This is a genomic window from Sulfurimonas sp. ST-25, assembly GCF_048079205.1.
Taxonomy (GTDB): domain Bacteria; phylum Campylobacterota; class Campylobacteria; order Campylobacterales; family Sulfurimonadaceae; genus Thiomicrolovo; species Thiomicrolovo sulfuroxydans.
In genome coordinates this window covers 1,381,301-1,404,257 of the sequence record NZ_CP182225.1, presented here as the reverse complement: position 1 = coordinate 1,404,257, position 22,957 = coordinate 1,381,301, and the positions used below count along the sequence as shown (strand labels likewise).

At 57.8% G+C, this 22,957-nt stretch carries 26 protein-coding genes; 14 read left to right on the top strand and 12 right to left on the bottom strand.

The window, feature by feature from the left end; translation table 11 throughout:
* Positions 1 to 19: 19 nt before the first annotated feature.
* The 4 genes from ACM66T_RS07150 (at position 20) to ACM66T_RS07135 (ending at position 4,017) form a co-directional block, all read left to right on the top strand.
* Positions 20 to 1,219, top strand: a complete 1,200-nt coding sequence (locus ACM66T_RS07150; protein WP_231018147.1) for a dihydroorotase — start codon at positions 20 to 22, stop codon at positions 1,217 to 1,219.
* Between the two features lie 83 nt (positions 1,220 to 1,302).
* On the top strand, positions 1,303 to 1,857 hold the full coding sequence (locus ACM66T_RS07145) for a DUF4382 domain-containing protein (protein WP_231018146.1): 555 nt from the start codon (positions 1,303 to 1,305) through the stop codon (positions 1,855 to 1,857).
* Positions 1,858 to 1,944: 87 nt separating this feature from the next.
* Entirely contained in the window at positions 1,945 to 3,717 is a 1,773-nt protein-coding gene (locus ACM66T_RS07140; RefSeq protein ID WP_416768210.1) for an ABC transporter ATP-binding protein, read from the top strand.
* A gap of 87 nt (positions 3,718 to 3,804) precedes the next feature.
* Entirely contained in the window at positions 3,805 to 4,017 is a 213-nt protein-coding gene (locus ACM66T_RS07135; protein ID WP_231018144.1) for a DUF2892 domain-containing protein, read from the top strand.
* 64 nt (positions 4,018 to 4,081) lie between these two features.
* On the opposite strand, the gene ACM66T_RS07130 is transcribed toward ACM66T_RS07135, so the two are convergent.
* Genes ACM66T_RS07130 through dnaJ form a run of 3 tightly spaced genes read right to left on the bottom strand, consistent with a single transcriptional unit; the run spans position 4,082 to position 6,135 of the window.
* Entirely contained in the window at positions 4,082 to 4,681 is a 600-nt protein-coding gene (locus ACM66T_RS07130) for a class I SAM-dependent methyltransferase (RefSeq protein ID WP_416768208.1), read from the bottom strand.
* On the bottom strand, positions 4,682 to 4,975 hold the full coding sequence (locus ACM66T_RS07125) for a chorismate mutase (RefSeq protein WP_231018142.1): 294 nt from the start codon (positions 4,973 to 4,975) through the stop codon (positions 4,682 to 4,684).
* A gap of 41 nt (positions 4,976 to 5,016) precedes the next feature.
* The gene (dnaJ, locus tag ACM66T_RS07120; protein WP_231018141.1) at positions 5,017 to 6,135 is read right to left on the bottom strand and encodes a molecular chaperone DnaJ; all 1,119 of its coding nucleotides are present in this window, start codon (positions 6,133 to 6,135) and stop codon (positions 5,017 to 5,019) included.
* Positions 6,136 to 6,231: 96 nt separating this feature from the next.
* Between dnaJ and ACM66T_RS07115 the strand changes: the two genes are divergently transcribed.
* On the top strand, positions 6,232 to 7,329 hold the full coding sequence (locus ACM66T_RS07115; protein ID WP_231018140.1) for a murein transglycosylase A: 1,098 nt from the start codon (positions 6,232 to 6,234) through the stop codon (positions 7,327 to 7,329).
* 31 nt (positions 7,330 to 7,360) lie between these two features.
* Positions 7,361 to 8,290 carry a class I SAM-dependent methyltransferase gene (locus ACM66T_RS07110; RefSeq protein WP_231018139.1) on the top strand — a complete coding sequence of 310 codons (930 nt, stop codon included), beginning with the start codon at positions 7,361 to 7,363 and terminating at the stop codon, positions 8,288 to 8,290.
* Positions 8,291 to 8,302: 12 nt separating this feature from the next.
* Here the strand turns inward: ACM66T_RS07110 and ACM66T_RS07105 are convergent, their stop codons facing one another.
* The 5 genes from ACM66T_RS07105 to ACM66T_RS07085 form a co-directional block, all read right to left on the bottom strand.
* Positions 8,303 to 8,887 (bottom strand): hypothetical protein, encoded by a 585-nt coding sequence (locus ACM66T_RS07105; RefSeq protein WP_231018138.1) that lies wholly within the window; start codon positions 8,885 to 8,887, stop codon positions 8,303 to 8,305.
* 81 nt (positions 8,888 to 8,968) lie between these two features.
* Positions 8,969 to 10,153, bottom strand: coding sequence for a hypothetical protein (locus tag ACM66T_RS07100; protein WP_231018137.1), 1,185 nt, complete (start codon positions 10,151 to 10,153; stop codon positions 8,969 to 8,971).
* A 93-nt stretch (positions 10,154 to 10,246) separates the two neighbouring features.
* Complete coding sequence (locus ACM66T_RS07095) at positions 10,247 to 10,735, bottom strand: hypothetical protein (protein WP_231018136.1); 489 nt, start codon at positions 10,733 to 10,735, stop codon at positions 10,247 to 10,249.
* Between the two features lie 16 nt (positions 10,736 to 10,751).
* Positions 10,752 to 11,060: a hypothetical protein gene (locus ACM66T_RS07090; protein ID WP_231018135.1), complete on the bottom strand. Its 309-nt coding sequence runs from the start codon at positions 11,058 to 11,060 to the stop codon at positions 10,752 to 10,754.
* Positions 11,061 to 11,207: 147 nt separating this feature from the next.
* Positions 11,208 to 11,879 carry a class I SAM-dependent methyltransferase gene (locus ACM66T_RS07085; RefSeq protein ID WP_416768207.1) on the bottom strand — a complete coding sequence of 224 codons (672 nt, stop codon included), beginning with the start codon at positions 11,877 to 11,879 and terminating at the stop codon, positions 11,208 to 11,210.
* 145 nt (positions 11,880 to 12,024) lie between these two features.
* Between ACM66T_RS07085 and recR the strand changes: the two genes are divergently transcribed.
* Positions 12,025 to 12,594, top strand: a complete 570-nt coding sequence (gene recR / locus ACM66T_RS07080) for a recombination mediator RecR (protein ID WP_231018133.1) — start codon at positions 12,025 to 12,027, stop codon at positions 12,592 to 12,594.
* A gap of 6 nt (positions 12,595 to 12,600) precedes the next feature.
* Positions 12,601 to 14,133 (top strand): AAA family ATPase, encoded by a 1,533-nt coding sequence (locus tag ACM66T_RS07075; protein ID WP_416768205.1) that lies wholly within the window; start codon positions 12,601 to 12,603, stop codon positions 14,131 to 14,133.
* Between the two features lie 2 nt (positions 14,134 to 14,135).
* On the opposite strand, the gene ACM66T_RS07070 is transcribed toward ACM66T_RS07075, so the two are convergent.
* A complete protein-coding gene (locus tag ACM66T_RS07070) occupies positions 14,136 to 15,479 on the bottom strand; it encodes a DUF4139 domain-containing protein (RefSeq protein ID WP_416768204.1) in 1,344 nt (447 codons plus the stop codon).
* Between the two features lie 226 nt (positions 15,480 to 15,705).
* On the opposite strand from ACM66T_RS07070, the gene ACM66T_RS07065 reads away from it, so the two are divergent.
* Genes ACM66T_RS07065 through ACM66T_RS07040 form a run of 6 tightly spaced genes read left to right on the top strand, consistent with a single transcriptional unit; the run spans position 15,706 to position 19,735 of the window.
* Positions 15,706 to 16,374 (top strand): DUF4198 domain-containing protein, encoded by a 669-nt coding sequence (locus tag ACM66T_RS07065; protein WP_231018130.1) that lies wholly within the window; start codon positions 15,706 to 15,708, stop codon positions 16,372 to 16,374.
* A complete protein-coding gene (locus tag ACM66T_RS07060; protein ID WP_231018129.1) occupies positions 16,374 to 16,793 on the top strand; it encodes a hypothetical protein in 420 nt (139 codons plus the stop codon). Before ACM66T_RS07065 ends, ACM66T_RS07060 begins: the two co-directional genes overlap by 1 nt.
* Complete coding sequence (locus tag ACM66T_RS07055; RefSeq protein ID WP_231018128.1) at positions 16,790 to 17,764, top strand: transporter; 975 nt, start codon at positions 16,790 to 16,792, stop codon at positions 17,762 to 17,764. The genes ACM66T_RS07060 and ACM66T_RS07055 overlap by 4 nt, the downstream gene beginning before the upstream one ends.
* 10 nt (positions 17,765 to 17,774) lie before the next feature.
* Positions 17,775 to 18,422: an energy-coupling factor ABC transporter permease gene (locus tag ACM66T_RS07050; protein WP_231018127.1), complete on the top strand. Its 648-nt coding sequence runs from the start codon at positions 17,775 to 17,777 to the stop codon at positions 18,420 to 18,422.
* Complete coding sequence (locus ACM66T_RS07045; protein ID WP_231018126.1) at positions 18,412 to 18,960, top strand: hypothetical protein; 549 nt, start codon at positions 18,412 to 18,414, stop codon at positions 18,958 to 18,960. The genes ACM66T_RS07050 and ACM66T_RS07045 overlap by 11 nt, the downstream gene beginning before the upstream one ends.
* Entirely contained in the window at positions 18,953 to 19,735 is a 783-nt protein-coding gene (locus ACM66T_RS07040) for an energy-coupling factor ABC transporter ATP-binding protein (RefSeq protein ID WP_231018125.1), read from the top strand. Before ACM66T_RS07045 ends, ACM66T_RS07040 begins: the two co-directional genes overlap by 8 nt.
* Before the next feature lie 54 nt (positions 19,736 to 19,789).
* On the opposite strand, the gene ACM66T_RS07035 is transcribed toward ACM66T_RS07040, so the two are convergent.
* From ACM66T_RS07035 to ACM66T_RS07025, 3 genes are read right to left on the bottom strand one after another with little or no spacing between them, the layout of a single operon-like run.
* Positions 19,790 to 20,776, bottom strand: a complete 987-nt coding sequence (locus ACM66T_RS07035) for a lytic murein transglycosylase (RefSeq protein ID WP_231018124.1) — start codon at positions 20,774 to 20,776, stop codon at positions 19,790 to 19,792.
* A complete protein-coding gene (locus tag ACM66T_RS07030) occupies positions 20,757 to 21,554 on the bottom strand; it encodes a shikimate dehydrogenase (protein ID WP_416768201.1) in 798 nt (265 codons plus the stop codon). Before ACM66T_RS07030 ends, ACM66T_RS07035 begins: the two co-directional genes overlap by 20 nt.
* Positions 21,551 to 22,957 (bottom strand): anthranilate synthase component I family protein, encoded by a 1,407-nt coding sequence (locus tag ACM66T_RS07025; protein WP_416768200.1) that lies wholly within the window; start codon positions 22,955 to 22,957, stop codon positions 21,551 to 21,553. Before ACM66T_RS07025 ends, ACM66T_RS07030 begins: the two co-directional genes overlap by 4 nt.

Below are 22,957 nucleotides of genomic sequence, written 5' to 3'. Positions count from 1 at the left end.
CGGGAGTGAGGACACGGGCATGATTTTTGAAAACGTGACGATTTGCGACTGCGACGGCGAACGCGTCGCTTCCGTTCGCATCGAGGAGGGGCGCATCACCGAGATCGCCGAACAGATCGCCGGCAACGAGCGGGTCGATGCCACCGGCAAGGTTCTGCTGCCGGCGCTCGTGGACACGAACGTCCGTCTCAAGGACGGACGCCTGACGGGCCGCCACCTGGTCGACCTGGCCAAGGCGGCGCGCAAAGGGGGTGTAGGGACGGTCGTGCTCTCCCCGGACTCCACGCCTTCGGTCGACGATGCGATCTCCCTGGAGTTTGTCCAGAACCAGCGTGACGGATGCGAAGGGGCGCGGATCGAAACGACCATCGCCGCGACCATAGACGACGAGCGTTTCAGTAACATCGCCATTCTGCTCAAGCGCGGGGCGATCGCGCCTTATATGACGACGTCCATCTCCAACCACCTGGCCGTGCGGGTTGCCGAGTACGTCAAGATGTTCGGCGGGACGCTTTTTTGCCGCGCCTACGACCGTAACCTCTCCGCCAACGGGGTGATGAACGAAGGGGCGGTGGCGCAGCGCCTCGGCCTGGTCGGCATCCCCGCACTCGGCGAACCGGTCCACGTGGCGCGGATGATCGAGATCGCCCGCGAGTTCGGGATCGCCATCGTCTTCAAAAGCATCGCCTCCCCGCGCTCCCTCGAGATGATCTCCGCCGCCAAGCGCGAGGGGGTGGACGTGCGCTGCGAAGTGAGCCTGCACCACTTGCTCAAAAGCGATGCGGCGTGCGAAGGGTTCAACACCGTTGCCAAACTCGACCCGCCGCTGCAGTCCGAAGCGGACGTGGCAAAACTGCGCGAAGCCTTCGAGGCCGGGGCGGTCGACATGCTGACCCTGCTGCACCAGCCCAACTCCCCGGTGAATAAAGAGGTCGCCTTCGCCGACGCGGCCTACGGCTGCGAAAGCATCTCCGATGCGCTGCCGCTGCTCTACACGAAACTCGTCGCTTCGGGCTGGATCGGCTGGGAGCGGCTGATCGCGCTCTGCGTGCGCGAACCGGCCCGCAGCATCGGGCGCGACGCCGGCACGATCGGCGTCGGCAGCACGGACCTGGTGCTCTTCGACCCGCGCCCTGTCCGCATGCTGGAAAACCGTCAGTCGCTCTTTGATGGCGAAACCCTTCATGGAACGGTCGAAAAACTCTTCACAATCTCCTGAAAAGCCCTGAATATAGGGCTTTGATCCCGGTAACTTTTCTTTGTTATAATCTTTGATATACAGTAAATAACAAGGAGCTCTGAATGAAAAGCTTTTACGCAAGTATCGCTGCGGCCGCTGTGCTGATGGCCGGGATCGCCGGTTGCGGCGGCAGTTCATCCAACAGCGGGACGCTGAATGTCGCCCTAATGGACGCACCGGCTGATTTTCAAGCCGTCTATGTGACCATTGACAAGGTCATGGTACACCGCGCCGACGAATCCAACGAGTCAAACGCAACCTGGCTCACCGTGGCGGACGTCAACGGTACCTACGACCTGCTGAAACTGCGCGACGGCAACGTCTCGATGATCGGCGTTACGAACATCCCGGCGGCCAAGTATACGCAGATGCGTCTGGTCCTCTCCGCAGAGAGCAACGACTCTACGGTCCATCCGTTCGGCAACTACGTTGTCATCGACGGCAACGCCAGCGAACTGACGGTCCCTAGCATGGTCATCAAAGAGAGCCACAACTTCGTGATGGCGGCGGATGGAAACATGACGATGACGGTCGACTTCGACGCGAACAAGTCAATCCACTCCACCGGCAGCAACAAGTGGATGCTCAAGCCGGTCCTGCACGTCGATACGAAGTAACCGCTTCAACCTTTCACGCGGGTAAACGCGGGGGCACTGCCTCCCCGCTTTACGTTCCATACACCCTCTATAGTCTATAATCCCTCCATGCAAGAAATGACCTGGCGCACGCTGCTGCGCGATACGAAACCCTTTCGCAAGCGGATCACCCTGGGGCAGCTCGTCGCGGTGCTGGCCGTCGCGATCTCCCTCCCGGTCCCGCTGCTCTTCCCGCTGCTCGTCGACCAGGTGCTGCTCGAAAAGCCCGCACAGCTGACGGGGCTGATCGACCTGCTGTTCGCGCCCGAACATCCCTGGGGCTACATCGTCGTCGTGCTGCTGACGACGCTGTTCCTGCGCATGCTCTTTGTCGTCGCCAACGTCTTCCAGTCCCGCCTCTTTACGATCATCTCCAAGCACCTCGTCTTTACGATCCGCCGGCGCATCCTGGAGCACCTTCGCCATGTCTCCGTCTCCGAGTACGAAGCCCTGGGCGGCGGGGGCGTGAGCGCGCGGCTGGTGACGGACATCGACACCGTCGACGCCTTCATCGGGGTGAGCATCGGCCGCTTTTTCGTCTCGGCCCTCTCCCTGATCGGCGTGGCGCTGGTACTGCTCTTCATCAACTGGCAGCTGGCCCTGATCATTTTGCTGCTCAATCCCGCCGTCGTCGCGCTGACGACCTGGCTGGGCAAGAAGGTGCGGCGGCTCAAACGGACGGAGAACCAGCGGATCGAACGGTTCCAGAACCGCCTCTCCGAGACCCTGGACCTCTTCGTACAGATCCGTACCTACAACCAGGAGCAGCGCTACATCGACAGCATGATCGACGATGCCCGCTCCATCCGCGACGCCTCGACGCAGTACGGCTGGAAGAGCGAGGCGGCGGGGCAGCTCTCTTCGCTGCTCTTTCTGAGCGGGTTTGAGTTCTTCCGGGCGAGCTCCATGCTGATGGTGCTCTTCTCGTCGCTCTCCATCGGCGAGATGTTCGCCGTGCTGGGCTACCTCTGGTTCATGGTGACGCCGCTGCAGGATATGCTGCAGATCATCTTCTCCTACCAGAACGCCACGGCGGCGCTCGAGCGCCTCAACGCGCTGCTGCGGCTGGAGAAGGAGCCCCGGTACCCCCATGAGCAGAACCCCTTCGAGGGGAGAGAGACCAACGGCATCTCCGTGGAACACCTCAGTTTCGGCTACGGTCAGAAGCGGGTGCTGCACGACATCTCTATGAACATAGAAGCGGGCAAGACCGTGGCGCTTCTGGGCCACAGCGGCAGCGGCAAGACGACGCTGGCACAGCTGGTACTGGGGCTCTACGCCCCGCAGGAGGGGAGCATCTGCATCGACGATATCCCCGTCCAGAAGATCGGCCTCGACGTCATCCGCGACCATGTCGCCCTGGTGCTGCAGACGCCGAAGATGTTCAACGACACCCTGCGGCAGAACCTGACCCTCGGGCGGGACCTCCCCGACGACAAGCTTTACGACGTGCTGCACGTCGCGCAGCTCGACGACGTCGTCTCCAAGCTCACGGAAGGGCTGGAGACGATGATCGGCAAAGACGGCATAAGGCTCTCCGGCGGGGAGCGTCAGCGCCTCTCCATCGCCCGGATGCTGCTGCACGCACCGAGCGTCGTCATCCTCGACGAATCGACCTCGGCGCTGGACGTGCAGACGGAGAGCCACCTCTTCACCTCCCTGCGCGACTACCTCAAGGGCAAGACGACCCTCATCATCGCCCACCGCCTCAGCACCGTCGAGCACGCGGACTACGTCTATTTCCTCGACGACGGGCGCATCGTCGAGGCGGGCACACCGGAGGAGCTGCTGCGGCGCGAGGGGTTCTACCAGCGCTTTGTGCAGAAACAGCTCGTGCATTGACGCCTTTGGTGACCTAGGTTACTGACGGCGTTTGCCCGATTTGTATATACTGAACGCATCCAAGTTTTCTATACCAAGGAGAATATGATGTGTGTCAATATGGGAACCGTCGATAAGGTCATCCGGATCATTCTGGGCATCGCCCTGATCGCCTACGGGCTTGTCGCCTCGAACTACATAGTTGCCGTGATCGGGCTCGTACCGCTGCTGACGGGAGTCTTCGGCGTCTGTCCGCTGTACATTCCGCTGAAGCTCAATACGGGGTGCAAGCACGAAGAGAAGAAAGAGGAAGCGGAGTGATCAGCACCTTTCAGTGCTGAAATAAGTTTTAGCGTCGATATCCGGGCTTGGCTCGGATGTCGTTTTATGCTTTGTAAGCAGTAAAGAGGAAGACCGGGTAGTTCTTCTCCGGTTTTTCAATCGTCAGTGCGGTCGTGAAGGCCGCATCGACGAATCCGCATTTTTGAGCCATCTCCGTCAACTTTTCCCTGTCAAAACCGAAATGAAAGACCCCTTCGTTCCCGTGGGAGTGGAAGCTTCCGTCCTCTTTGTCGAGGTCCGCAACGGCGATGAAGCCGCCGGGGTTGAGGTGGTCATAGAGGGTCTTGAGGAACCCTTCGGTGTCCTCGACGTGGTGCATCGCCATGGAGCTGATGATGCCGTCGAAGGTTTCGCTCAGCGGCATCTGCGTGATGTCGCAGCAGGCGGTTTTGATAACGTGTTCCGGGGTGCTTTTGCTCTTGAGCACGTCGAGCATCTTCTCGGAGGTGTCGACGGCGGTGACGGAGCCGACATGGGGGGCGACGCGGTAGGTGAGCAGCCCCGTCCCCGCGCCGAAGTCGAGCAGGGACATGGTGTCGTTCAGGGGGATGGTGCCGATGACGGCGTCGGCGGTATGCGCGGCGATCTGCTGGCGCAGGTCTCCCTTGTCCCAGTCGGCGGCCGCGGCGTCAAAACGGGACATTTACAGGTCCTTCGCGTTGCGCAGTTCGGCGATTTCCGTCTCGACCATCTCGTCGATCATCAGCTTGTAGAGGTCGGCGACGAGGTTGGGAGAGAGGTCGAGGTCGAGGGCTTTGCGCCGCAGGCGCTGGATGACGGCATCGATGCGGTCGGGGGCTTTGACCTCGTCGATGGTGTTCTTGAAGCGGGCGGCCTGCTTGATGTACTTGTTGCGTTTGGCGATGAGCTCGACGATCTGATCGTCAAGCTGGTCGATCTCGTCGCGGACTTCTGCAAGGGAGTTGCACTCTTTCATAGGGCGCTCCTGTAGGGATTATAGAGGTATTTTACCGCCCCTTATTTAAACCACCCTTTTACTTTTTCAAAGGCCGACTCGAAGACGCTTTCGTGGGGTTTCGATTCGATGCCGAAGCTCTCCTGGAGCTGTTCGAGCAGGGCTTTCTGGTCGTCGTTGAGTTTTTTCGGGTAGATGAGCTTGACCTGGGCGATCAGGCTGCCCTTGCCGTGGCCGTGGACGTCTTCGATCCCCTCGTCGCGGAAGCGGTACTGCTGCTTGTCGCGGGTTCCCTGGTCGAGGTTGAGCTCGATCTCGCCTGTAAGCGACGGGATGGTAATAGTCTCGCCGAGGATCGCCTGAGTGAAGAAGACCGGGACTTCGACGTAGACGTCGTTGCCGTGGCGCTGGAAGGTCTCGTCGTGCTCGACCTGGAAGGTGACATAGAGGTCGCCGCGGCTGCCGCGCTTGCCGACGTTGCCCTTGCCGGAGACGCGCAGGCGGTTGTCGCTGTCGACGCCCGCGGGGACCTTGATGGTGATGGTCTCTTCGACCTCTTCAAAGCCCGCGCCGTGGCACTCGGAGCAGGGCTCGCCCGGCATCGTGCCCGCGCCGTGGCAGACCGGACAGGTCTGGGAGAAGGTCATGAAGCCCTGGCGCACGTAGACCTGGCCCTTGCCGCCGCACTGCTGGCAGGGGGCGAGCTTGCCATCTTTGGCGCCGGTGCCGTCGCACATCGCACACGCCTTTTTGTAGCTGAAGCTGATCTCTTTGTCGCAGCCGAAGACCGCCTCTTTGAAGCTGAGAACGATCTCGACGCCGAGGTCGAGGGGGTATTTGTCCATGTCCGCCGGGTTCTGGCGCGAGCGGCGCCCGCCGCCGAACATCTCTTCGAAGATCTCGCCCAGGTCCTCAAACCCGCCGAAGCCGCCGCGCGCACCACCGCCGGCCATGCCTTCGAGCCCCTGTTTGCCATAGCGGTCGTAGATGCTCCGTTTTTCGTCGTCGCTGAGGACCTGGTAGGCCTCGTTGCAGAGCTTGAATTTGTGTTCCGCTTCCGGGTCGTCCGGGTTGGCGTCGGGATGGTACTTCTTGGCCATTTTGCGATAGGCTTTCTTGATCTCGGTCTTTTCAGCGCTCTGGCTGATCTCCAAAATTTCGTAATAGCTCATCTCTTCCATACAAATCCCTTGTTATACTGTTTTTTTTGATCGGCACAATGAAGTGCCCCGAAAAAATTTTCGGAATTATACCATCTTGAGTGAAGTGATATAAAGTTGTACATTTTTCATTCCCTTTTTACCCTCGTTTTTCTGATCTTTTTGGGCGGCTGTGCGCAGAAAGAAACACACCTGAATCTGAACGGTGAAGCGGACAGCAGCGGCGTCTTTGTCCCCTTCGACGCGCTGCCGCAGTGGAACGAGCAAAGAGCCGAGGCAGGGCTGGCCGTTTTCAAAAAGCAGTGCGGCCTGAACAAGGTGCCTGCATTGCAGACGCTCTGCGAAGAGGCGGAAAAAAGCGCCGACGCCAAAGCCTTCTTTGAAGCGAACTTTCGTCCCTTTATGCTGACGGAAAAGGGGAAAGAGGAAGGGCTGATGACGGGCTACTATGAACCGCTCCTGCACGGCTCGGCGAATCAGAGCGCCGCTTACCCCTATCCTCTGTACGCGCCGCCGAAGGACCTGCTGCGCGTCGAGCTCGCCTCGCTCTATCCCGACCTGACCCACCGCTACCTGCGCGGCAGGCTCCAGGACAACCGCGTGGTGCCTTATCCCTCACGGGCGCAGATCAACGCCGGGGACATCGACGCGCGGCCTTTGTGCTATGTCAGCAGCGACATCGACCGCTTCTTTCTCCATGTCCAGGGTTCCGGGCGGGTCCTGCTCGATGACAACACGACCCGCTACGTCGGCCATACCGATAGAAACGGCCACCCCTACCACTCCATCGGGAAGCTGATGGTCGAGGAAGGGCTCATCCCCAAAGCCGAGATCTCTCTGCAGACGATCCGCGCCTACCTTCGCAGCCACCCGGCAGAGAAGAAACGCATTCTGGAATCGAACCCCAGCTACATCTTCTTCGGCCAGCGTACCCAGGGGGCGACGGGAACCCTCGGCGCGGAGCTGACGCCGATGCACTCCGTCGCCGTCGACCGCACGCGCATCCCTCTGGGCTACCCCGTTTACGTCGACGCCGTCGAACCCCTTGGGGGCGAGCCGCTGCAGCTCCTGGCCATGGCACAGGACACGGGCAGCGCCATCAAGGGGCAGGTGCGCGCCGACCTCTTTTGGGGCTACGGCGAACACGCGGAGGCCGAAGCGGGGCGGATGAAGTCGCCGCTGCGACTTTGGTTATTAGTGCCGAAAGCGGAGTAGGGAGCAGATGCTGACGTTTACAGTAGAACCCATGGTGGAGATTTTGTCTCTGCTCGAAGCGCATGTGGCACAGCTGCGTGCCGGGGAGATCGTCGAGTTTTCCGTTCTCGACCCCGACCTGGGCGCGGGCAGCTACGCCGGAGCGACGATTACCGTTGACAGTGCGGTGTACCTCTACCGGGGCTACAAGGCGTGGACCGACCTCGCGGAGCTTCTGCTCTGCCGCATGATGACCCCCGAACGGCTCGAAAACGGTACCGTCCTCCTGCGTTTTATGAAGCTGGACACGGCGTCGTCCTTCCACCGGGAAGAGGTGGAAGAGAGAACGGAGAAGTACGGCTCGGCTTCGCCCTTTGCGGCCATCAACAAGAACGAGGAACCGGCTTTTCTCTGGGCCTACCGCCATTCACTGGAGCGGGTAAAAGTGGGGCAGCGGAAGCGAGGGCTTAACCTCGGCATCAACAGCGGGGAAGAGTTCGAGCTGATCCGCCGGATGCTCGGCGACTCTTTTGGTGAGATGGAACTCGTCGGAGTGGACCACTCGGCGACGGCCATCGCCGAAGCGCAGGCGAAATTTCCCGAGTCCAACGTGAGCTTCCACGTCCATGATATCAACGACCTCGACAGCCTCAATCTCGGCCGTTTCGACCTCATTATGAGCATAGGAACCCTGCAAAGCCCCGGCGTGGAGTTCAAGCCGCTGTTTATGTCCTTGATACAAAACTACCTTGCTCCTGGCGGCAGCGTCATCCTCGGCTTTCCCAACAGCCGCTGGATGGACGGGGAGCTCATCTACGGTGCCAAAGCACCCAACTACGCATTCTCGGAACAGTCGTTGCTCTACAAGGACGTCTATTTCTGCAAGAAGTACCTGCAACAGAAGAAGTTCCGGGTGACTCTTACCGGTAAGCCCTATCTTTTTCTTAGTGCGACACCGTTCGAGTCTTCCCACCAATCGTAAAGTGTATTTGGATTAGCTCTGTATATTTCTAATTGCGTCTTTGATATTACCAAAGCTACATTTATTGGGTTCGAGTTTCAAGAGAGAAGATAACGTTATCGACTTTTGATGGCCAACTTTTTCATTGAGTGTACTTGTAGGAAGTACATAAAATTCCCATTGCGATAAGTTCAGGGGGTCAATAGAGTTTTGGTCTTTATGTGCCAGTAGACAAAAGACATATACATCAGCTTGTCTTTTAGGAGTTTGACTTCTTGTGGTGTCATTTTCCCAAATTATTGTTGGCTGGATTCCGAAAGAAATAGTTGATAGTTTGGACTGTTCCCAACTTTGAATATAACTTGCAGATTTGACTTCAATTTTCCAACCTTCCGGTGTTAATAGATCATAAGCATCCCATTCTTCTCGAATCTCATAGGGGCAGTCAATATCTTTTGCAACAATATATTCAGCTAAAACACCTCTAAGAGCATTTCCCAATATTTCAGAGCTTGACCATTGCCAAAAGGATAGTAAATCAAAATCGAGACTTTTCCCTTCGATGTGAAAGGACTCCTTGCCAGTCATTTTAGATATTTTGACTTTGCCCAGTTCCAATATGTTCTCCTTGTGTGAAACGTTTAAAATGAGCAATCAAACGCTGCTCGGGGTTTTTGGTCTCCTTTGATTGGTGAGGCTTTATAGCCACTCACCATTAGTCTGTTTCACTCTAAAGGTTTTTACAAAATCCAAAATAAATTCATTGTTTGTTAATTGAAGCCAATTATTGAAATTCTTAGAGAGAAGGGTCATCGTGTCTGCATATTTATCAAGATATTCCGAATTAAATTCATAATAATTTAGCAAGTCAGGGACATTCCCGGGATAAAAATCTCCAACATTATGAACTTGACTTTCTTTTTCGTTGATTTTTTTCATGAGGAAATATCTATCTGAGTATGGACTATTATGTGTAACTTCTGAGCTATTTATAACATGCAGTCTGTCTTCGGTTTTTTCGAGTTTAATCAAGAGGTTTGAAAAATATTTGGAACGCATATCGTTGTATGCTGAGAACCATTCGTAAATATCGATTAAAGCATTTAGGATCTCACGATTATAGTATTGTGAACCCATTGCTTGATTTATAAAAGTATTAAATTTTTTTTCATGCTCATGAAAACTCTTTAGCAGGTAGAAGCCGATAGTCTTTTTATTTTTGAGTATCTCAATGATGTCTTTTTTTTCATAATTTAGAAAAGCCGTTACATCTTCAAGGAAGTCGGTTTTTTCACTTGATTTGTTTATGAATCGAACCAGATGTGTTATTAATATTAGCATCTCTTGGTCAATTTCTTTTTTTAAATAATCAAGGATTTTATCTGTCAATATGCCTTTTGAATGCATTTCCATTACTGCTTTTTTTATACCATTAGACACTTCTCTTTTTACATCGGATTTATTTTTGTCTTTCAAGCTGTAGGTCATTATTCTACGATTTCGCAAATCGAAAGGCAGATTGGTTAAATCACCAAAATCAGTATTACAAATACAGATTATTTTTTCCCACCCCAAAGTTCTTGCGGCATATCCAAGTTCAATTAATACATTAGGGTTAGGTGTTTTTCTTCCATTGCTCGTTCCATTGACTATAGATACATCTGCAACAAAGACGCTGCTATTTGTTATCTTCGTAAATATTGATTCAGTTATGTCCGGAGATCCTGTATCTTGTCTTGTTGCTCTGTCAATATCAATCACAATTGACACCGGTTGAATTTTTTTGAGTTCTTTAGTAGCTGAAGACAAGCACGTTTCAATAAATGACCAATTTGTATTATTAGGTAAATCAGACTGCCATGAATAAAAGATTGTTCTTTTCATTTTATGACTTCCTTTATTGCCTAACGTTTAAAATAAGCAATCAAAAAACCACTAACGAATTTTTGATTGCTCTTCTCTGGGTTGTTAACTGCTTTAACCTGCATACGCTTTAATGATTGCCCCCAGTACAACACCTAACAAACCAATTACACCCGATATCCACCATCTGGAGTCTTTTTTGTTTTCGATCTCTCTAGAATGCAAATTAATGGCAGTGTTCACTAAGGTTGAAATATCGGAGTTCGTTAGAGGAATACGTGAAATTCGCTCTTTTTGATCAGGAGTGAGAGCATTATAATCTTCCCGAGTAATCTTTTCTTCTTTGTCGACATCATATAGTTTTTGATAATTGCGTCGCCAAACAAGGGATGCTTTTCCTCGGCCATTATCGAGTCGAAAAAACTCAGGGTGTTGTTCGAAGATATGTTTCCAGTATTCACCTTTTGATTTATCCCCACTGATGCGATCTGACCAAGTAGCAAAGTCAAGCTTGTAAAATTTATAAGTACCCATTACTTGAATTGCTGCGATTACATCAGCCAAGCGTCCTGAGTTCTTTGTGTAAGGTGTTTCTATTCTCATATACTTCTCTTATCTATTATCTTTCTTTGGCAATTTCTTTTGCTTTTTGCTTTTCTATAGACATCTTTCTTAATTCTGTAAAAGCTAAACTCATTAAAGCACCTCCAAGGACCGAAATGAATACCATTAACATCTGACCTATATACTTCATTGCTGTATTGTTTAAGGTGTCACCATCCATTGTTAATCCAATTGCAGGGACGGCACCATACATAGTCAATATAATAGTTCCAAAAAATAAAGCCCATGGTCCGCGTTTATGAAGATCTATTGCTAACCAAGCTAAAAGCATAATCCATGTTCCAAAAACGAACAAATACATCATGAAATTCCTTTAATACTTAAATATTAAATCAAAACGTAGCTATAAACTATAGAATTTTTATCATTATAAAAAGCTGCAAATAAAAACAATTAAACATAAATATATGTATACTTTGAGTTTGAAAAAATATATGTCATATTAAAGCGGCTATAGCGGCTTTCGGTAAGTTGCGAAGAAGTGCGGCACCGGTGGAGTCTGGTCGTCGTCGTAGGCGACGAAGCTCTCTTCGTTCAGGCCGGCACGGACGAAGCCGCCGATCTCGTCGCGGTCGAGGGGGAGGGGGATGGCGTCAGTTTGCTCCCCGGCCAGGCGGCTGCGGCATGAGACGAGGATGGTGCCGCCGGGGGTGAGGAGTGATACCATGGCGTCGCGGGCCATGATGCGGTACTTGCCCGGGAGCACCTGGATGGTGTTGCACTCGTAGACGACGTCGTAGGCCCCACGCCACGCTTCGGGGTAGTCGAAAAGGTCGGCGATGAGGTACTCTACTTTGCTGTCGGGATAGCGGTTCTTGCAGAGCGCGATGGCGCTGGGGGCGATGTCGAAGGCGGTGACGTCGTAGCCGTAGGCGGAGAGCTCCTCGGCGTCGTCACCGACCCCGCAGCCGACGGCAATGGCCCGCTGCTTTTCCCCCGGTGCGAGGGGGTGCGCTTTGAGCCAGCCGGTCAGGTAGGGGTTGGGGGCGAGGTCGGCCCAGAAGACGGCGGTGTGGTCGCCGTTGGCGCTGCTGTAGATGCTGTCGAACCACCCCAGCGGGTCCTCGCGCTCCTGGTAGGAACGGACCATCTGCCTGTACGCTTCGGGGTCAAACTCTGCCATGACGCTGCTCCTTCTAATGCCGTAATCTTTTATTCTAGACCGGAACAGGTAAAGGTTTTCTATCATCGCCGTTCCCGGCGAAATTGCTGAAAAATCTTTCAGGCGGCAGCGCCTCACCGGGGCGGCTTTACGCTAAAATAGCGCTATGAAACACAGCCTTGAGAAGTTTACGCGCCTTGTCGACGCCCTGCAGGAGCTCCCCACCGTCGGGCAGAAGTCGGCGACGCGCCTGGCCTACCACATGCTGATGCACGACAGCTTCGGGGCGATGAAGATTGCCCACGCCATCGAGGATGCCGTCGGCAGCATCAAAAAGTGCCGCTCCTGCGGGGGGATGAGCGAGGACGAACTCTGCGGCGTCTGCTCCGACGAGGGGCGCGACGTATCGCTGCTGTGCATCGTCGAGAACGCGAAGGACATCCTTACCATTGAGGAGAACGGGCTTTTCGGCGGCCGCTACTACGTCCTCGACGCACTCGATCGCCTCGACATCGACCACCTGCGCGCCACGGCGGGCAGCGGCGTCGAGGAGATCATCTTTGCGCTGACGCCCTCCATCGCCACTGACGCCGTCATCCTCTACATCGAGGACAAGCTGCAGGGGATGGACGTGCGGTTCACCCGGATCGCCCAGGGGGTCCCGACGGGCGTGAGCCTGGAGAACATCGACATGCTCTCCCTCGCCCGGGCCCTCGAAGACCGCGTCAAGGTCTAGGCAAAAATGACCGAGCGCGACCACGACCGGCTGGTGCGCAACCTGCTGCAGACGCTGGGGCAGCCGGAATCCTCCCTTATCCAGACCCACATCTCCAGCGTCATCATCGCCAAAGACGTCGTTTACAAGTTGAAAAAACCCGTCGACTTCGGCTTCCTGGACTACTCTACCCTGGAGCGGCGCAAGCGATTCTGCCAGGAAGAGGTGCGCATCAACGGCCGTTACGCGCCGCTGCTCTACCTGGGGGTCGTCGCCGTGACGGGCAGCATCGAGTCGCCGGAACTGGACGGGGAGGGCGCGGCCATCGAGTACGCCGTGAAGATGCGCCGCTTTGATGCCGGGGCGCAGCTCGACAACATCGCCGCTGCGAGAGGTTTGACAGACGAAGAGTGCGACGCCGTCGCCGACACGGCCGCCGCCATGCACGACGGCGCGCCCATCGTCGACGCCGAGAGCGACTACGGTACGCCCGCGAGGGTCATCATGCCGATGCAGGAGAACTTCGACCTCATGGCCTCCCTGCACCGCGACGGCGACCTGGCCGCGGAGGTCGCGGCGCTGGAGCAGTGGACGCGGGTGGAGCATGCACGCCTGACCCCGTTGCTGCAGCAGCGACGCGATGACGGCTTCGTGCGCGAAGTCCACGGCGACATGCACCTGCACAACATGGCGCTCTTCGAGGGCAGGCCCATGCTCTTCGACGCCATCGAGTTCAACCCCTATCTCAACCACATCGACGTCATCAGCGACCTCGCCTTTTTGCTGATGGATCTGGAGTACAGGGGACTCTCATGCCAAAGCCGCCGCATCCTCAACCGCTACCTTGAACATACGGGCGACTACGCCGCCGTAGCGCTGCTTCCCTTTTACAAGACCTACCGGGCCATGGTGCGGGCCAAGGTGCTCGCGCTCCACGCCGCGCAGGAGATTGCGGAGGAGGAGCGCGAAAGCGTCGTCGACGAAGTACGGGCTTACATTGCGCTGGCAAAAAGTTACGGGGAGAGGGGCGAGCCTTTTCTGATGATCATGCACGGCGTCTCGGCATCGGGCAAGAGCACCCTGGCCCTGGAAGCCGTCGAGGCGTTCGGGGCGCTGCGGCTGCGTTCGGACATTGAGCGGATGCGCCTTTTCCGCAGTGAAGGGGATGAAGTGGACATCTATACGGCGGCGGCGACGGCGGCGACCTACGGCAGGCTCGAAACGCTGGCCGAAACAGTGCTGAAAGCAGGCTGCAGCGCCGTCGCCGATGCGACTTTCCTCTCTGCGCAGCAACGGGAGCCCTTCGCGGCGCTGGCCGCGCGTCGGGGCGTTCCCTATGTGATTTTGGACATTGAGTGCGGTGAAGCGGAGCTTCTGCGCCGCATACGGCTGCGCGGCGAGAAGGGCGACGACGTCTCCGAAGCGGACGAAGCGGTCCTCGCCATGCAGCAGCGCAGAGTGAAGCCGCTTTCACCGTCGGAGCAGGCGAACCGCTTTGTCCTGCAGTGCGACGCGCCGCTGCCGGTGAAGGCGCTGGCGGCGTTTATAGAGGAGCAATAAAGTTAGGGCTTGGGGATGCGGTAGGAGACCTGCCATGTTTTGGTCTCCCCCGCCTTCAGTGTCGGTGAGAAACGGATGGTGTAGCCGTCGCGTCGCTCGTAGGAGAGCGTGCTTTTGATGGTCGTTTTGCTGTCCGAGGAGACGCCGGGCACGAGGACGTCGACGCGTTTGGCGGCGTCGGAGCGATTGGAGAGGCGGTAGGAGACGGTAAGGTTCCAGTAGCTGCCCTCGTCCTGGCGCTTCACCAGCGTGCTTTTGGCGACGATGTCGAAGTTCGTCCCCAGGCGGAGGGTGACCGTCTCGTTTTTCGGGGTGTTGTCCAGTGGGCTTTCGCCCAGCAGGATGGTCGTGCCGTCCGTCTCGGCGTAGGTGCGCACCGTGCCCGCGGGCAGCGGGATGTCGAAGCCTTCGAGGTCGACGAACTGGCTGACGGGGCGTTTGAGCTCCGCGCCGCTTTGCAGGGGCGCGGGCATGGTCACCTCGTAGCGCCTCTTTAGCGCATGCGACGGCCGGTCGATAAAGCGTATTTGCGTCTTTTCATTGTCGGCGAGGGTGACCTCGAAGGGGACGCTGTAGAGGTGGTACCCCTCGACGGCCTGCTCCGCCACTGGCGCCGCCGCGGCCTCCATCATCACCTTGCCGACGTAGAGACGCGGCTGGGCAGGCCTGTTGATCTCCCCCGCGAGCAGGTGCAGCTTCGTGTTCTCGAAACGTTTGCCCGAGCGGTTGTCGACGGTGATCCATCCCGTCAGGTCCCCTTTGTCGCCGTCCATGGTGAGGGTATAGTCGCTTTTCCACCGGATGCTGCCTATGAGGTAGTCCAGCGCCATCTCCCCCCGGACCCGCTTGGAGGCCTCGACGTTCCAGACGAGGGAGGGCTTCATGATCAGTGTGTCTGGGATGGCGTCGAAGATGAAATCCTCGTTTTTGATCCCGCTCTCGATGCCGCGGTCGGTCCGCACGACGGCGGGCGACGCCGCCAGAAGCGTTCCGCCGCCGATGCCCGGATGCTCGGCGTCGCCGGTTTTGAAGCGCACGCGCTTGCCGATGTTCGCCTCGATGATCTTGGCGAGAGTGATCTTGTCGAAGCGGTACTGCTGCGAGTAGAGCGTTACGCCAGAGGGCAGCTTCACGCTGACGGCGTCGGTCTGCACGGTCGTCGCGACGCCGGGGTAGACGACGCTCTGTTTTCCCTTCTCGACGGTGAGCTGCCGTTTCTCATGCACCAGCCCGATGCCGGCGTTGTAGATGACGAGGGCCGTCTCCGTCGAAGCGGGCGACAGGGTGGCGGCGAGGAGGAGGGGGGAGGCGAGCAGCGTCAGAAAAAGCGGACGGGTCGGGTGCATGGCGGCTCCTTGGTAAGGGGTGGATTTTCTGCTGTCAGTGTATCAGTTTTTTGTAACGTACCGTCTCAGGGGAGGAGACGGCGGCGGAAAAAAGCATATTTCATCTTTTTTGGTCCCAAAACGATATAAGAAATGATTTCGTTTAGTGCGGCTTTAGTGATCCTTCTTTAAGATGCAAGTGAATAATGATTCATTTTAATCAGCATGGGCTGATCGGGAGGCATGCATGCATAGACTTTTTCTTCTGTTGGCGATGGCGGCAACGCTCGCGGCGCACGAGTACTGGATTGACGCGTCGGGGGAGCTGCAGCGCGGTCACCTGGGCGCAGCCGCATCGGAGCATATGCACAAGGACGAAGCAGTGAAGCAGTACCCCTCGGAACGCTACTGCCGCCAGAGCGGCGGCGTGGACGAAGTGAAAGGGGCGTTCGGGGTCTCCGAGCGCGTTGGTGCGGCCTGCGACACCATGATGGTGATATTGCACCTGGGCGACTACGCCAAAACCCCCTACGGCATCGTCGCGGCCTCAGAGGCGAACCCGGCGATGGTGATAGGGAGCTGGGAGAGCATCGAGAGCGTCAAGCGCCTGAACAGGCTGTCAGATTTCGCACCCCTGGGCAAAGGGTTCGAGCTCAGTTTCAGCCGGGACCCCTCCGGCCTGGAAGCGGGAGACAAGATGCGCGTACTTGCGACCTATGACGGCGCGCCGAAAGCCGGCGCGGTCGTCGCCTACGAGGGGCGGGTCGTCGGCACGACGGATGAAGCGGGACGCATCAACGTCCGTATCCGCCATGCGGGACTGCAGCAGATTCGGGCCACCCTGCGGCAGCCGCTGACAAACGCACCCGTCGCCGAGCGCCTTTACAACGCGACGCTGAACCTGGAGGTGAAATGATGCGTGTGTTCCTCGCTCTGTTTGCCCTTGTGTCGTTACTTGGCGCCCACGACCTTGTGCACCGGGTGTTTCACTCGGAGTGCATCGCCGTCTCCTTTGCCTACGCCGATCAGAGCGACTTCTCCTACCAGGCGTATGAACTCTACGCCCCGGGGGAGACGATCCCCTACCAGGTCGGGCGGACCGATAAATCCTCCTCGCTCTGTTTCCGGCCGACGAAGCAGGGGGTATGGACCCTGAAAGCCTTCGGCGAGGACGGGCACGGCGCGGCGGTGGAGATCACCGTCGATGAGCATCTGGCGCTCAGCGGGTATGCGCAGCCGCTGTACGAGAAGTTTCAGAAGATCTTTGTCGGGCTGGCGCTGATCTTTGCGCTGTTCTGCACGCTGTATCTGTATAAAAAAAGGAGGAGTAAATGAAAAAGGTATTGGGGGGTTCATTATTGGCATGTGCCGCGGCATGGGGGCATCACGGCGTACCGTCGATTAGCCTGACAGGGGTCGACGGGCCGGGGGCGCCGCTGGAGACGACCAGCTCGTCCACCCTTCCCGAAGGTTCCTTCCTGGGGTACCTGAAACTCGACCACGCGAAGTATAAAACCTATACGAGTGCCAGGGACGGCGAGATGGATCGGACGGACTACTGGCTCTACGGTCTGGGCTACGGGGCGACCCCCTACCTGAGCGCCTATGTCTTTATGCCCTACTATACAAAGGCGCTGGACGATTCGACGATGGTATCGGGCTTCCATGACGTCAATTTCCAGGTCGTTCTCGGCCTGGTCTACGACGAGGGGTTCAAACTCGCGCGCAAAAATGAAAGCCTGGACGACATGGAGGATTGGCACTTTACAATTTTTGCCAACGGTACCCTGCCGACGGGCAATTCCGAACGCAAGGACGCCGGCGGTGCGCTTATCGACCCGGGCATGCAGACAGGCTTTGGCGAACCCTCGCTGATGGTCGGTGCCAGCATGACCAAGTGGTTCGGCAACGCCTTTACCTTTGTGGGCGACTGTTCGTACAATACCTTTTTCGAACACACTTATGATGACGGAACCAAGCTGCGGTTCGGGGACGAGATACGCGTCAACGGTGCGGTGACGGCAAGGGTCTACGAGGTGCCGAAATCGCGCCTTCGGGTCGACGCGTCTCTTGAGGCAAACTATCTCTATCTCGGCCGCGACGAGGAAGACGGCGTCGGCGCCGAAGCGACGGGCGGGTCTATCCTCTACACGACGCCCAGCCTGCGCGTGACTTACAAGACGATCTCTGCCGCGATGGGCGTGAAGCTGCCGACGGCAACCGACCTGAACGAAGAAGATCTTCAGCAGGGCTCCGAGGGCAAGGAGCGCTACCGCTTCATCTTTACGTTCTCGACCCTCTTTTAAAGGCAAATAGATGCACATACCCGACGGATTTCTCTCCCCGGCCACCTACCTCCCCGCCACGGCCGTGGCAGCGGGGCTGATCATCCTGGCCCTGAAGCGTGCCGAGCTGGATGCGGACAGGATCGCCGGCGTCGCGGCGATCAGCGCCTTCAGTTTCGTCGCGATGCTCTTTGCGATCCCTATGCCCGGCGGCACTTCGGTGCACCTGGGCGGGGTGGGGCTGATGGCGGTGCTGTTCGGACCCTGGACGGCCTTCGGCGCGCTCTCCCTGGTGCTGCTGGTGCAGGCGCTGCTTTTCGGAGAAGGGGGGATCACCGCTTACGGGGTGCACGTCATCGCGATCGCCTTCGCCGGTACGCTCTCCGCCTACGGCATCTACCATTTCCTCAAACGCGTTTCGGAGTCCATTGCCCTTTTTGCGGCAGGCTGGATAGGCCTCGTCGTACCGGCGGTGATCGTCGCGGCGGTGCTGGGCATCCAGCCTCTCATCGCCCATGATGCCTGGGGCAAACCGCTCTTTTTCCCCTTCGGCCTGGAAGTGACGCTGCCGAGCATCGTTATCCCGCATCTGATCGCGGGGCTCGCCGAGGGGGCCGTGACGGTGATGATGGTGCGTTTCGTGAAGCGCTACTTCAAAGGGGTATTTTATGCAGCGTGAGCGTCTCTGGCTCTTCGCGTACCTGGCCGGGATCGTTGCGCTCGGCTATGTCCATGACCTCCGCGTGGTCGGCGCCGTCGTGCTCGTGCTTGTCGCGCTGGGCGGGCGGCGGCGCTGGCTGCTGCTACGCCGGGCGGTCGCGGCCCTGCTGCTCTTTAATGCAACGGTGACGCTGACCTATCTTTTGGCCCACTATTTTTTCGGCCTCCCGGAGGCGGCACTGCTGCTGATCAACCTGCGTGCCCTCGCGATGACGTTGATGACCTTTACACTGGTGTCGCGCGTCAACATGGCCCGGGCGCTCTCCTTCTCAAAGACGCTCTCGCTGCTCTATACCCTCTGTGTGTCGCAGGTCATCGCCTTTATGCGCAGTTACGCGGCATTCTCCGAGGGGTTAAGAAGCCGCCACGCGGGACGACAGCGCGGCACGAGGCTGCACGCGCTGCTGGCCCAGCTCTATTTTTTCATGTACAAGACGCTGTCACTGTCGCAGGAGAATGCGATGGGAATGCGCTCGCGGGGGGTGATGGATGATTGAGTGCCGTAACGTCTGTTTCGACGCGACCGATTTCGAAGGAGAGAAGTTCCCGCTCCTGCGCGACGTCTCATTCTCCATAGGAGAGGGAGAGAAGATCGTGCTCTTCGGGATCAACGGTTCGGGGAAATCGACGCTGCTCAAACTCCTTAACGGGCTGGAGTATCCCAAAAGCGGCGAGATCCTCTACGGCGGTGCCTTGATGGACAAGCGTTTTCTCAAGACGCACAAGGCGGCTTTTAGGCGGGAGAACGTGCTGCAGATGCAGGACCCAAACAGCATGCTTTTTAACACCAGCGTCTACGAAGAGATCGCCTTCGGGCCACGCAGTTTCGGCTTCGACGACGTCGATGAAAGGGTCCGGCACTTCGCGGAGCTCTTCGGGGTGACTAAGCTGCTGGAACGCGCCCCCTACCGGCTCAGCGGCGGCGAGAAGCAGCGGGTGCTGCTGGCCTCTTTGCTGGCCGTCGAGCCGAAGTTCCTGATGATGGACGAGCCGACGGCGCACCTGGACCCGCCAACGACGGGGTGGCTCGTGGAGCTGCTGCAGGAGATGAAGATCACGACGCTGCTCTGCACCCACAATCTCAGCCTCGGCCGCGAACTGGGGACAAGGGCCCTGGTACTGGGGCCTGATCATACCCTGCACTACGACGGTCCGGTCGAAGCGCTGTTCGAGCGCCTGGAGATCCTGGACGAGGCGAGACTGCTGCACCGCCACCGCCACACCCACGGTGGCAAGGAGCATACCCACGCGCACCTGCACGACTGGGCATAGGCCATTTGAAACATCGCTACGCGAGCGGTACCCTTGTTTTGCCCGGATACCGTATTATTTGTTTAAAAGAAGGTGGGCGTCGTAGGCGAGCCGCAGCACACCGACGGCGTAGTTGCTTGAGTTGTTGTAGCGCATGATCTTTTTGACGTAGCCGGCGAGGTCATCCAGTTCCGGTTTTTTGCAGGCGAAACAGTTGTAGGTATGGCCGTTGCGGCCTTTGTCGAAGGCGAACGAGGCGTTGTCGTTGGCAAAATCGTAGTCGTACCATGCCGACTCCACCGTCGGCATCTCCGGGAACTTCTTCCAGTCGATCAATGCTTTAAACGCGGCGTTTTCGTTCAGGAAGCGCGCCGTGGAGAGGATGGCGTCCTCCATCCGCTCCAGGTCGCCCGTCCCTTCGCCGTAACGCTCGATGAGATAGAAGTTCTGCGGCATAAACTGGGGGATGCCGACGGCCCCGGCGTAGGAGCTTTTGAAGCGGCACTGGGCCGGCGCGATGCCGTTGGCGTAGCAAAAGTCCATCAGTGAGACGATGTTGCGCTCGGCCATAGCGAGGAGCCCCTTGTTGCGCGGGGTATTAGCCGGGAGTTCGCGTACGAGCGTGTTAAAGACGGTAAAGGCGTCGTGCTTTGAGCCGAAACGTCCCAGCCGGGTCTCTTTGGCGAGGATGGCGGCGATGACCTCGCGGTTGACGTGGAAGCGCCGTTCGGCCTCGTCGTAGACGGCCCGATACTGCCGCAGGTTCTCGACCATCGTCGGCACGAAGGTGACGAGGGCATTGTTGGCGCGTTTTTCGTTGGCATGGTGCACCGTGATCATCTTCGGGCTGAAGAGGCGCAGGCTTTTGCCGTCGCGCAGGGCGGTCTGGGGGTCGAGGAGGTAGCGGTTGGCGTAGTCGATGCTGACACCCTTGGAGACGGCCTTTTTGCAGATGGTTTCGTAGGCGTCCAGTCGGAAGGCGCAGTCGCTGTAGGCGAAGAGGGTGCTGCCGAGCAGGGGGAGCAGGAGGGCGGCAGCGCGCTTAGAAGTCAAAACTTTCACGCATTACCTCTTCGATGGACTCGGCACTGTAGCGCTCTTCGGTGAAGAGGCGGTTGGCCAGGACCCCCTGGCCCAGGAGCATCTCGGCGCCGTCGATGGCACTGAGGCCGTTATCGGCGCAAAGCGCCAGGAAGGGCGTTACCTTGCCGTAGATGGCGTCGGCCCCGTAGCGGCTCTGCTGCAGCAGCGGGAGCAGCAGGGCTTCGGGGGCGGGGAGGCTGTCGTCTTCGAGCCCGGCCGAGGTCGTGTTGACGACGAGGTCGTAGCCTCTGGGGGTGAAATCGTCCCAGGTCATCGTCGCGAAGCCGTCGTCGGCAAAGGGGGCGAGGCGTCCGGCGGAGCGGTTGAGCACATGGACGCTCTTGCCCTCCTGTCGCAGCCGCGAGGCCAGCGCGCGGGCCGTGCCGCCCGCGCCGAGGATCAGCACGTCGTTGACATTGTCGAAGTTGCGGATGGCGAAGAGGAAACCGTCGGCATCGGTGTTGTAGCCGATGAGTTTCCCGTTTTCGTTGATGATCGTATTGACGACGCCGACCTCCCGGGCGAAACCGCGGATCTCGTCGCAGGCATCGAAGGCGGCCTCTTTATGGGGCACGGTGATGTTCGCGCCCCGAAGCCCCAGGTCGAAGAAGGTCTTGCGGAGTTTTGCACCGTCGGAGAGGTGCACCCGCGTATAGCAGCCGGGAAACTCCAGGCGCTTGAAGACGTGGTTGTGCATCAGCGGTGAGCGGGAGTGGTGGACGGGATCGCCGAAGATGGCGAAGAGGGCGGGGGTCAAAACTTCAGGTCCTCCAGGGAACTCATGAGTGCTCCCAGTTTGTTCTGGACTTCGAGGTATTCAAGCTCGGGCTGGGAGTCGGCGACGATGCCCGCGCCCGCCTGCAGGATCACCTCGCCCGGTTTGACGAGGGAGGTACGGATCGTGATGGCGCTATCCATGTTCCCGTCAAAGCCGAAGTAGCCGATGGCGCCGCTGTAGAAGCCGCGCTTGAGCCCTTCGAACTGTGCAATGAGCTCCATCGCGCGGATCTTCGGCGCCCCGGTCATGGTCCCGGCGGTGAAGGTCGCCATAAAGAGGTCGAACATATCTTTGTCGTCGCGCAGTTCGGCCGTGACGTCGCTGACGATGTGCATGACGTGGGAGTAGCGCTCGATGTGCATCATGTCCTCGACCTTGACTGTCCCCGTCTTGGCAACACGGCCGATGTCGTTGCGTCCCAGGTCGATGAGCATCAGGTGCTCGGCCAGCTCTTTGGGGTCTGCCAGCAGCTCCTCTTCGAGTTCACGGTCGCGCTCTTTGGTGTCACCGCGTTTGCGGGTACCCGCGATGGGGCGCAGCAGCAGTTCGTTCTCCTGCAGGCGCACCATGACCTCCGGTGAGCTTCCGACGATGGCGAAATCCTCGTACTCCATCAGGAACATATAGGGCGAAGGGTTCTTGGTGTGGAGGATGCGGTAGAAGCTGAAGGGGTCCACATTCGCTTTACGGGTGTAGCGGTTCGTCATCAGGATCTGGAAGACGTCGCCGCTCTTGATCATCTCCTTGGAGTCCGCCACCATCTCGAAGAAGCGCTCCTTCGTAAAGGCGAAACTGCCCCCTTCGTCGTTATGCATCGGTACGAGCGGCGTGTAGTCGTACTCGCCCTTGATCTCGGCCTCGAGGGTGCCGAAGCGCTCCGCCATCGCATCCAGGGTCGTCAGCAGGGTGACCTTGTGGTTCTGGTGGGAGTAGACGACGACGAGCTTGGGCAGGATCAGGTCGAGGTCGGGTACCTGCATCGGGTCGTCGAGCTTCTCCATGTAGCTTTTCAGTACCGGTTCGAACACCTTGACCATGTCGTAGCCGATGTAACCGATAAAGCCGTCGGCGTAGCCGATGTCGAGGCTCTTGCAGACTGCCTTGTACGGGGCGGTGTCTATTGCGGCATAGTAGGATTTGAGAAAATCAAAGGGGGAGGTCGCCGACACGTCGGTTTCGCCCGCGCCGTTCGTGTAGCGGGTCTCGCCCTCGCGGTACTGCAGCCGCTCGCGCGCGCCGATCAGGATGATGCTGTTCTTGCCGCCGCTGCTTCCGGCACTCTCGAACAGGAAGGTGATCTCGTCCGCGAAGGCGTTTTTGAGTTTCTGGTAGAGCGCGATCGGTGCGAACTGATCGAGCATAAACTGGGTATGGTGGAACAT

Excerpts from the sequence above, each read along its gene's own strand:
- ACM66T_RS07150 (WP_231018147.1), top strand. The coding sequence starts at position 20 with ATGATTTTTGAAAACGTGACGATTTGCGACTGCGACGGCGAACGCGTC.
- ACM66T_RS07145 (WP_231018146.1), top strand. The coding sequence starts at position 1,303 with ATGAAAAGCTTTTACGCAAGTATCGCTGCGGCCGCTGTGCTGATGGCC.
- ACM66T_RS07140 (WP_416768210.1), top strand. The coding sequence starts at position 1,945 with ATGCAAGAAATGACCTGGCGCACGCTGCTGCGCGATACGAAACCCTTT.
- ACM66T_RS07135 (WP_231018144.1), top strand. The coding sequence starts at position 3,805 with ATGTGTGTCAATATGGGAACCGTCGATAAGGTCATCCGGATCATTCTG.
- ACM66T_RS07130 (WP_416768208.1), bottom strand. The coding sequence starts at position 4,681 with ATGTCCCGTTTTGACGCCGCGGCCGCCGACTGGGACAAGGGAGACCTG.
- ACM66T_RS07125 (WP_231018142.1), bottom strand. The coding sequence starts at position 4,975 with ATGAAAGAGTGCAACTCCCTTGCAGAAGTCCGCGACGAGATCGACCAG.
- dnaJ (WP_231018141.1), bottom strand. The coding sequence starts at position 6,135 with ATGGAAGAGATGAGCTATTACGAAATTTTGGAGATCAGCCAGAGCGCT.
- ACM66T_RS07110 (WP_231018139.1), top strand. The coding sequence starts at position 7,361 with ATGGTGGAGATTTTGTCTCTGCTCGAAGCGCATGTGGCACAGCTGCGT.
- ACM66T_RS07100 (WP_231018137.1), bottom strand. The coding sequence starts at position 10,153 with ATGAAAAGAACAATCTTTTATTCATGGCAGTCTGATTTACCTAATAAT.
- ACM66T_RS07095 (WP_231018136.1), bottom strand. The coding sequence starts at position 10,735 with ATGAGAATAGAAACACCTTACACAAAGAACTCAGGACGCTTGGCTGAT.
- ACM66T_RS07090 (WP_231018135.1), bottom strand. The coding sequence starts at position 11,060 with ATGATGTATTTGTTCGTTTTTGGAACATGGATTATGCTTTTAGCTTGG.
- ACM66T_RS07085 (WP_416768207.1), bottom strand. The coding sequence starts at position 11,879 with ATGGCAGAGTTTGACCCCGAAGCGTACAGGCAGATGGTCCGTTCCTAC.
- recR (WP_231018133.1), top strand. The coding sequence starts at position 12,025 with ATGAAACACAGCCTTGAGAAGTTTACGCGCCTTGTCGACGCCCTGCAG.
- ACM66T_RS07075 (WP_416768205.1), top strand. The coding sequence starts at position 12,601 with ATGACCGAGCGCGACCACGACCGGCTGGTGCGCAACCTGCTGCAGACG.
- ACM66T_RS07070 (WP_416768204.1), bottom strand. The coding sequence starts at position 15,479 with ATGCACCCGACCCGTCCGCTTTTTCTGACGCTGCTCGCCTCCCCCCTC.
- ACM66T_RS07065 (WP_231018130.1), top strand. The coding sequence starts at position 15,706 with ATGCATAGACTTTTTCTTCTGTTGGCGATGGCGGCAACGCTCGCGGCG.
- ACM66T_RS07060 (WP_231018129.1), top strand. The coding sequence starts at position 16,374 with ATGCGTGTGTTCCTCGCTCTGTTTGCCCTTGTGTCGTTACTTGGCGCC.
- ACM66T_RS07055 (WP_231018128.1), top strand. The coding sequence starts at position 16,790 with ATGAAAAAGGTATTGGGGGGTTCATTATTGGCATGTGCCGCGGCATGG.
- ACM66T_RS07050 (WP_231018127.1), top strand. The coding sequence starts at position 17,775 with ATGCACATACCCGACGGATTTCTCTCCCCGGCCACCTACCTCCCCGCC.
- ACM66T_RS07045 (WP_231018126.1), top strand. The coding sequence starts at position 18,412 with ATGCAGCGTGAGCGTCTCTGGCTCTTCGCGTACCTGGCCGGGATCGTT.
- ACM66T_RS07040 (WP_231018125.1), top strand. The coding sequence starts at position 18,953 with ATGATTGAGTGCCGTAACGTCTGTTTCGACGCGACCGATTTCGAAGGA.
- ACM66T_RS07025 (WP_416768200.1), bottom strand. The coding sequence starts at position 22,957 with ATGTTCCACCATACCCAGTTTATGCTCGATCAGTTCGCACCGATCGCG.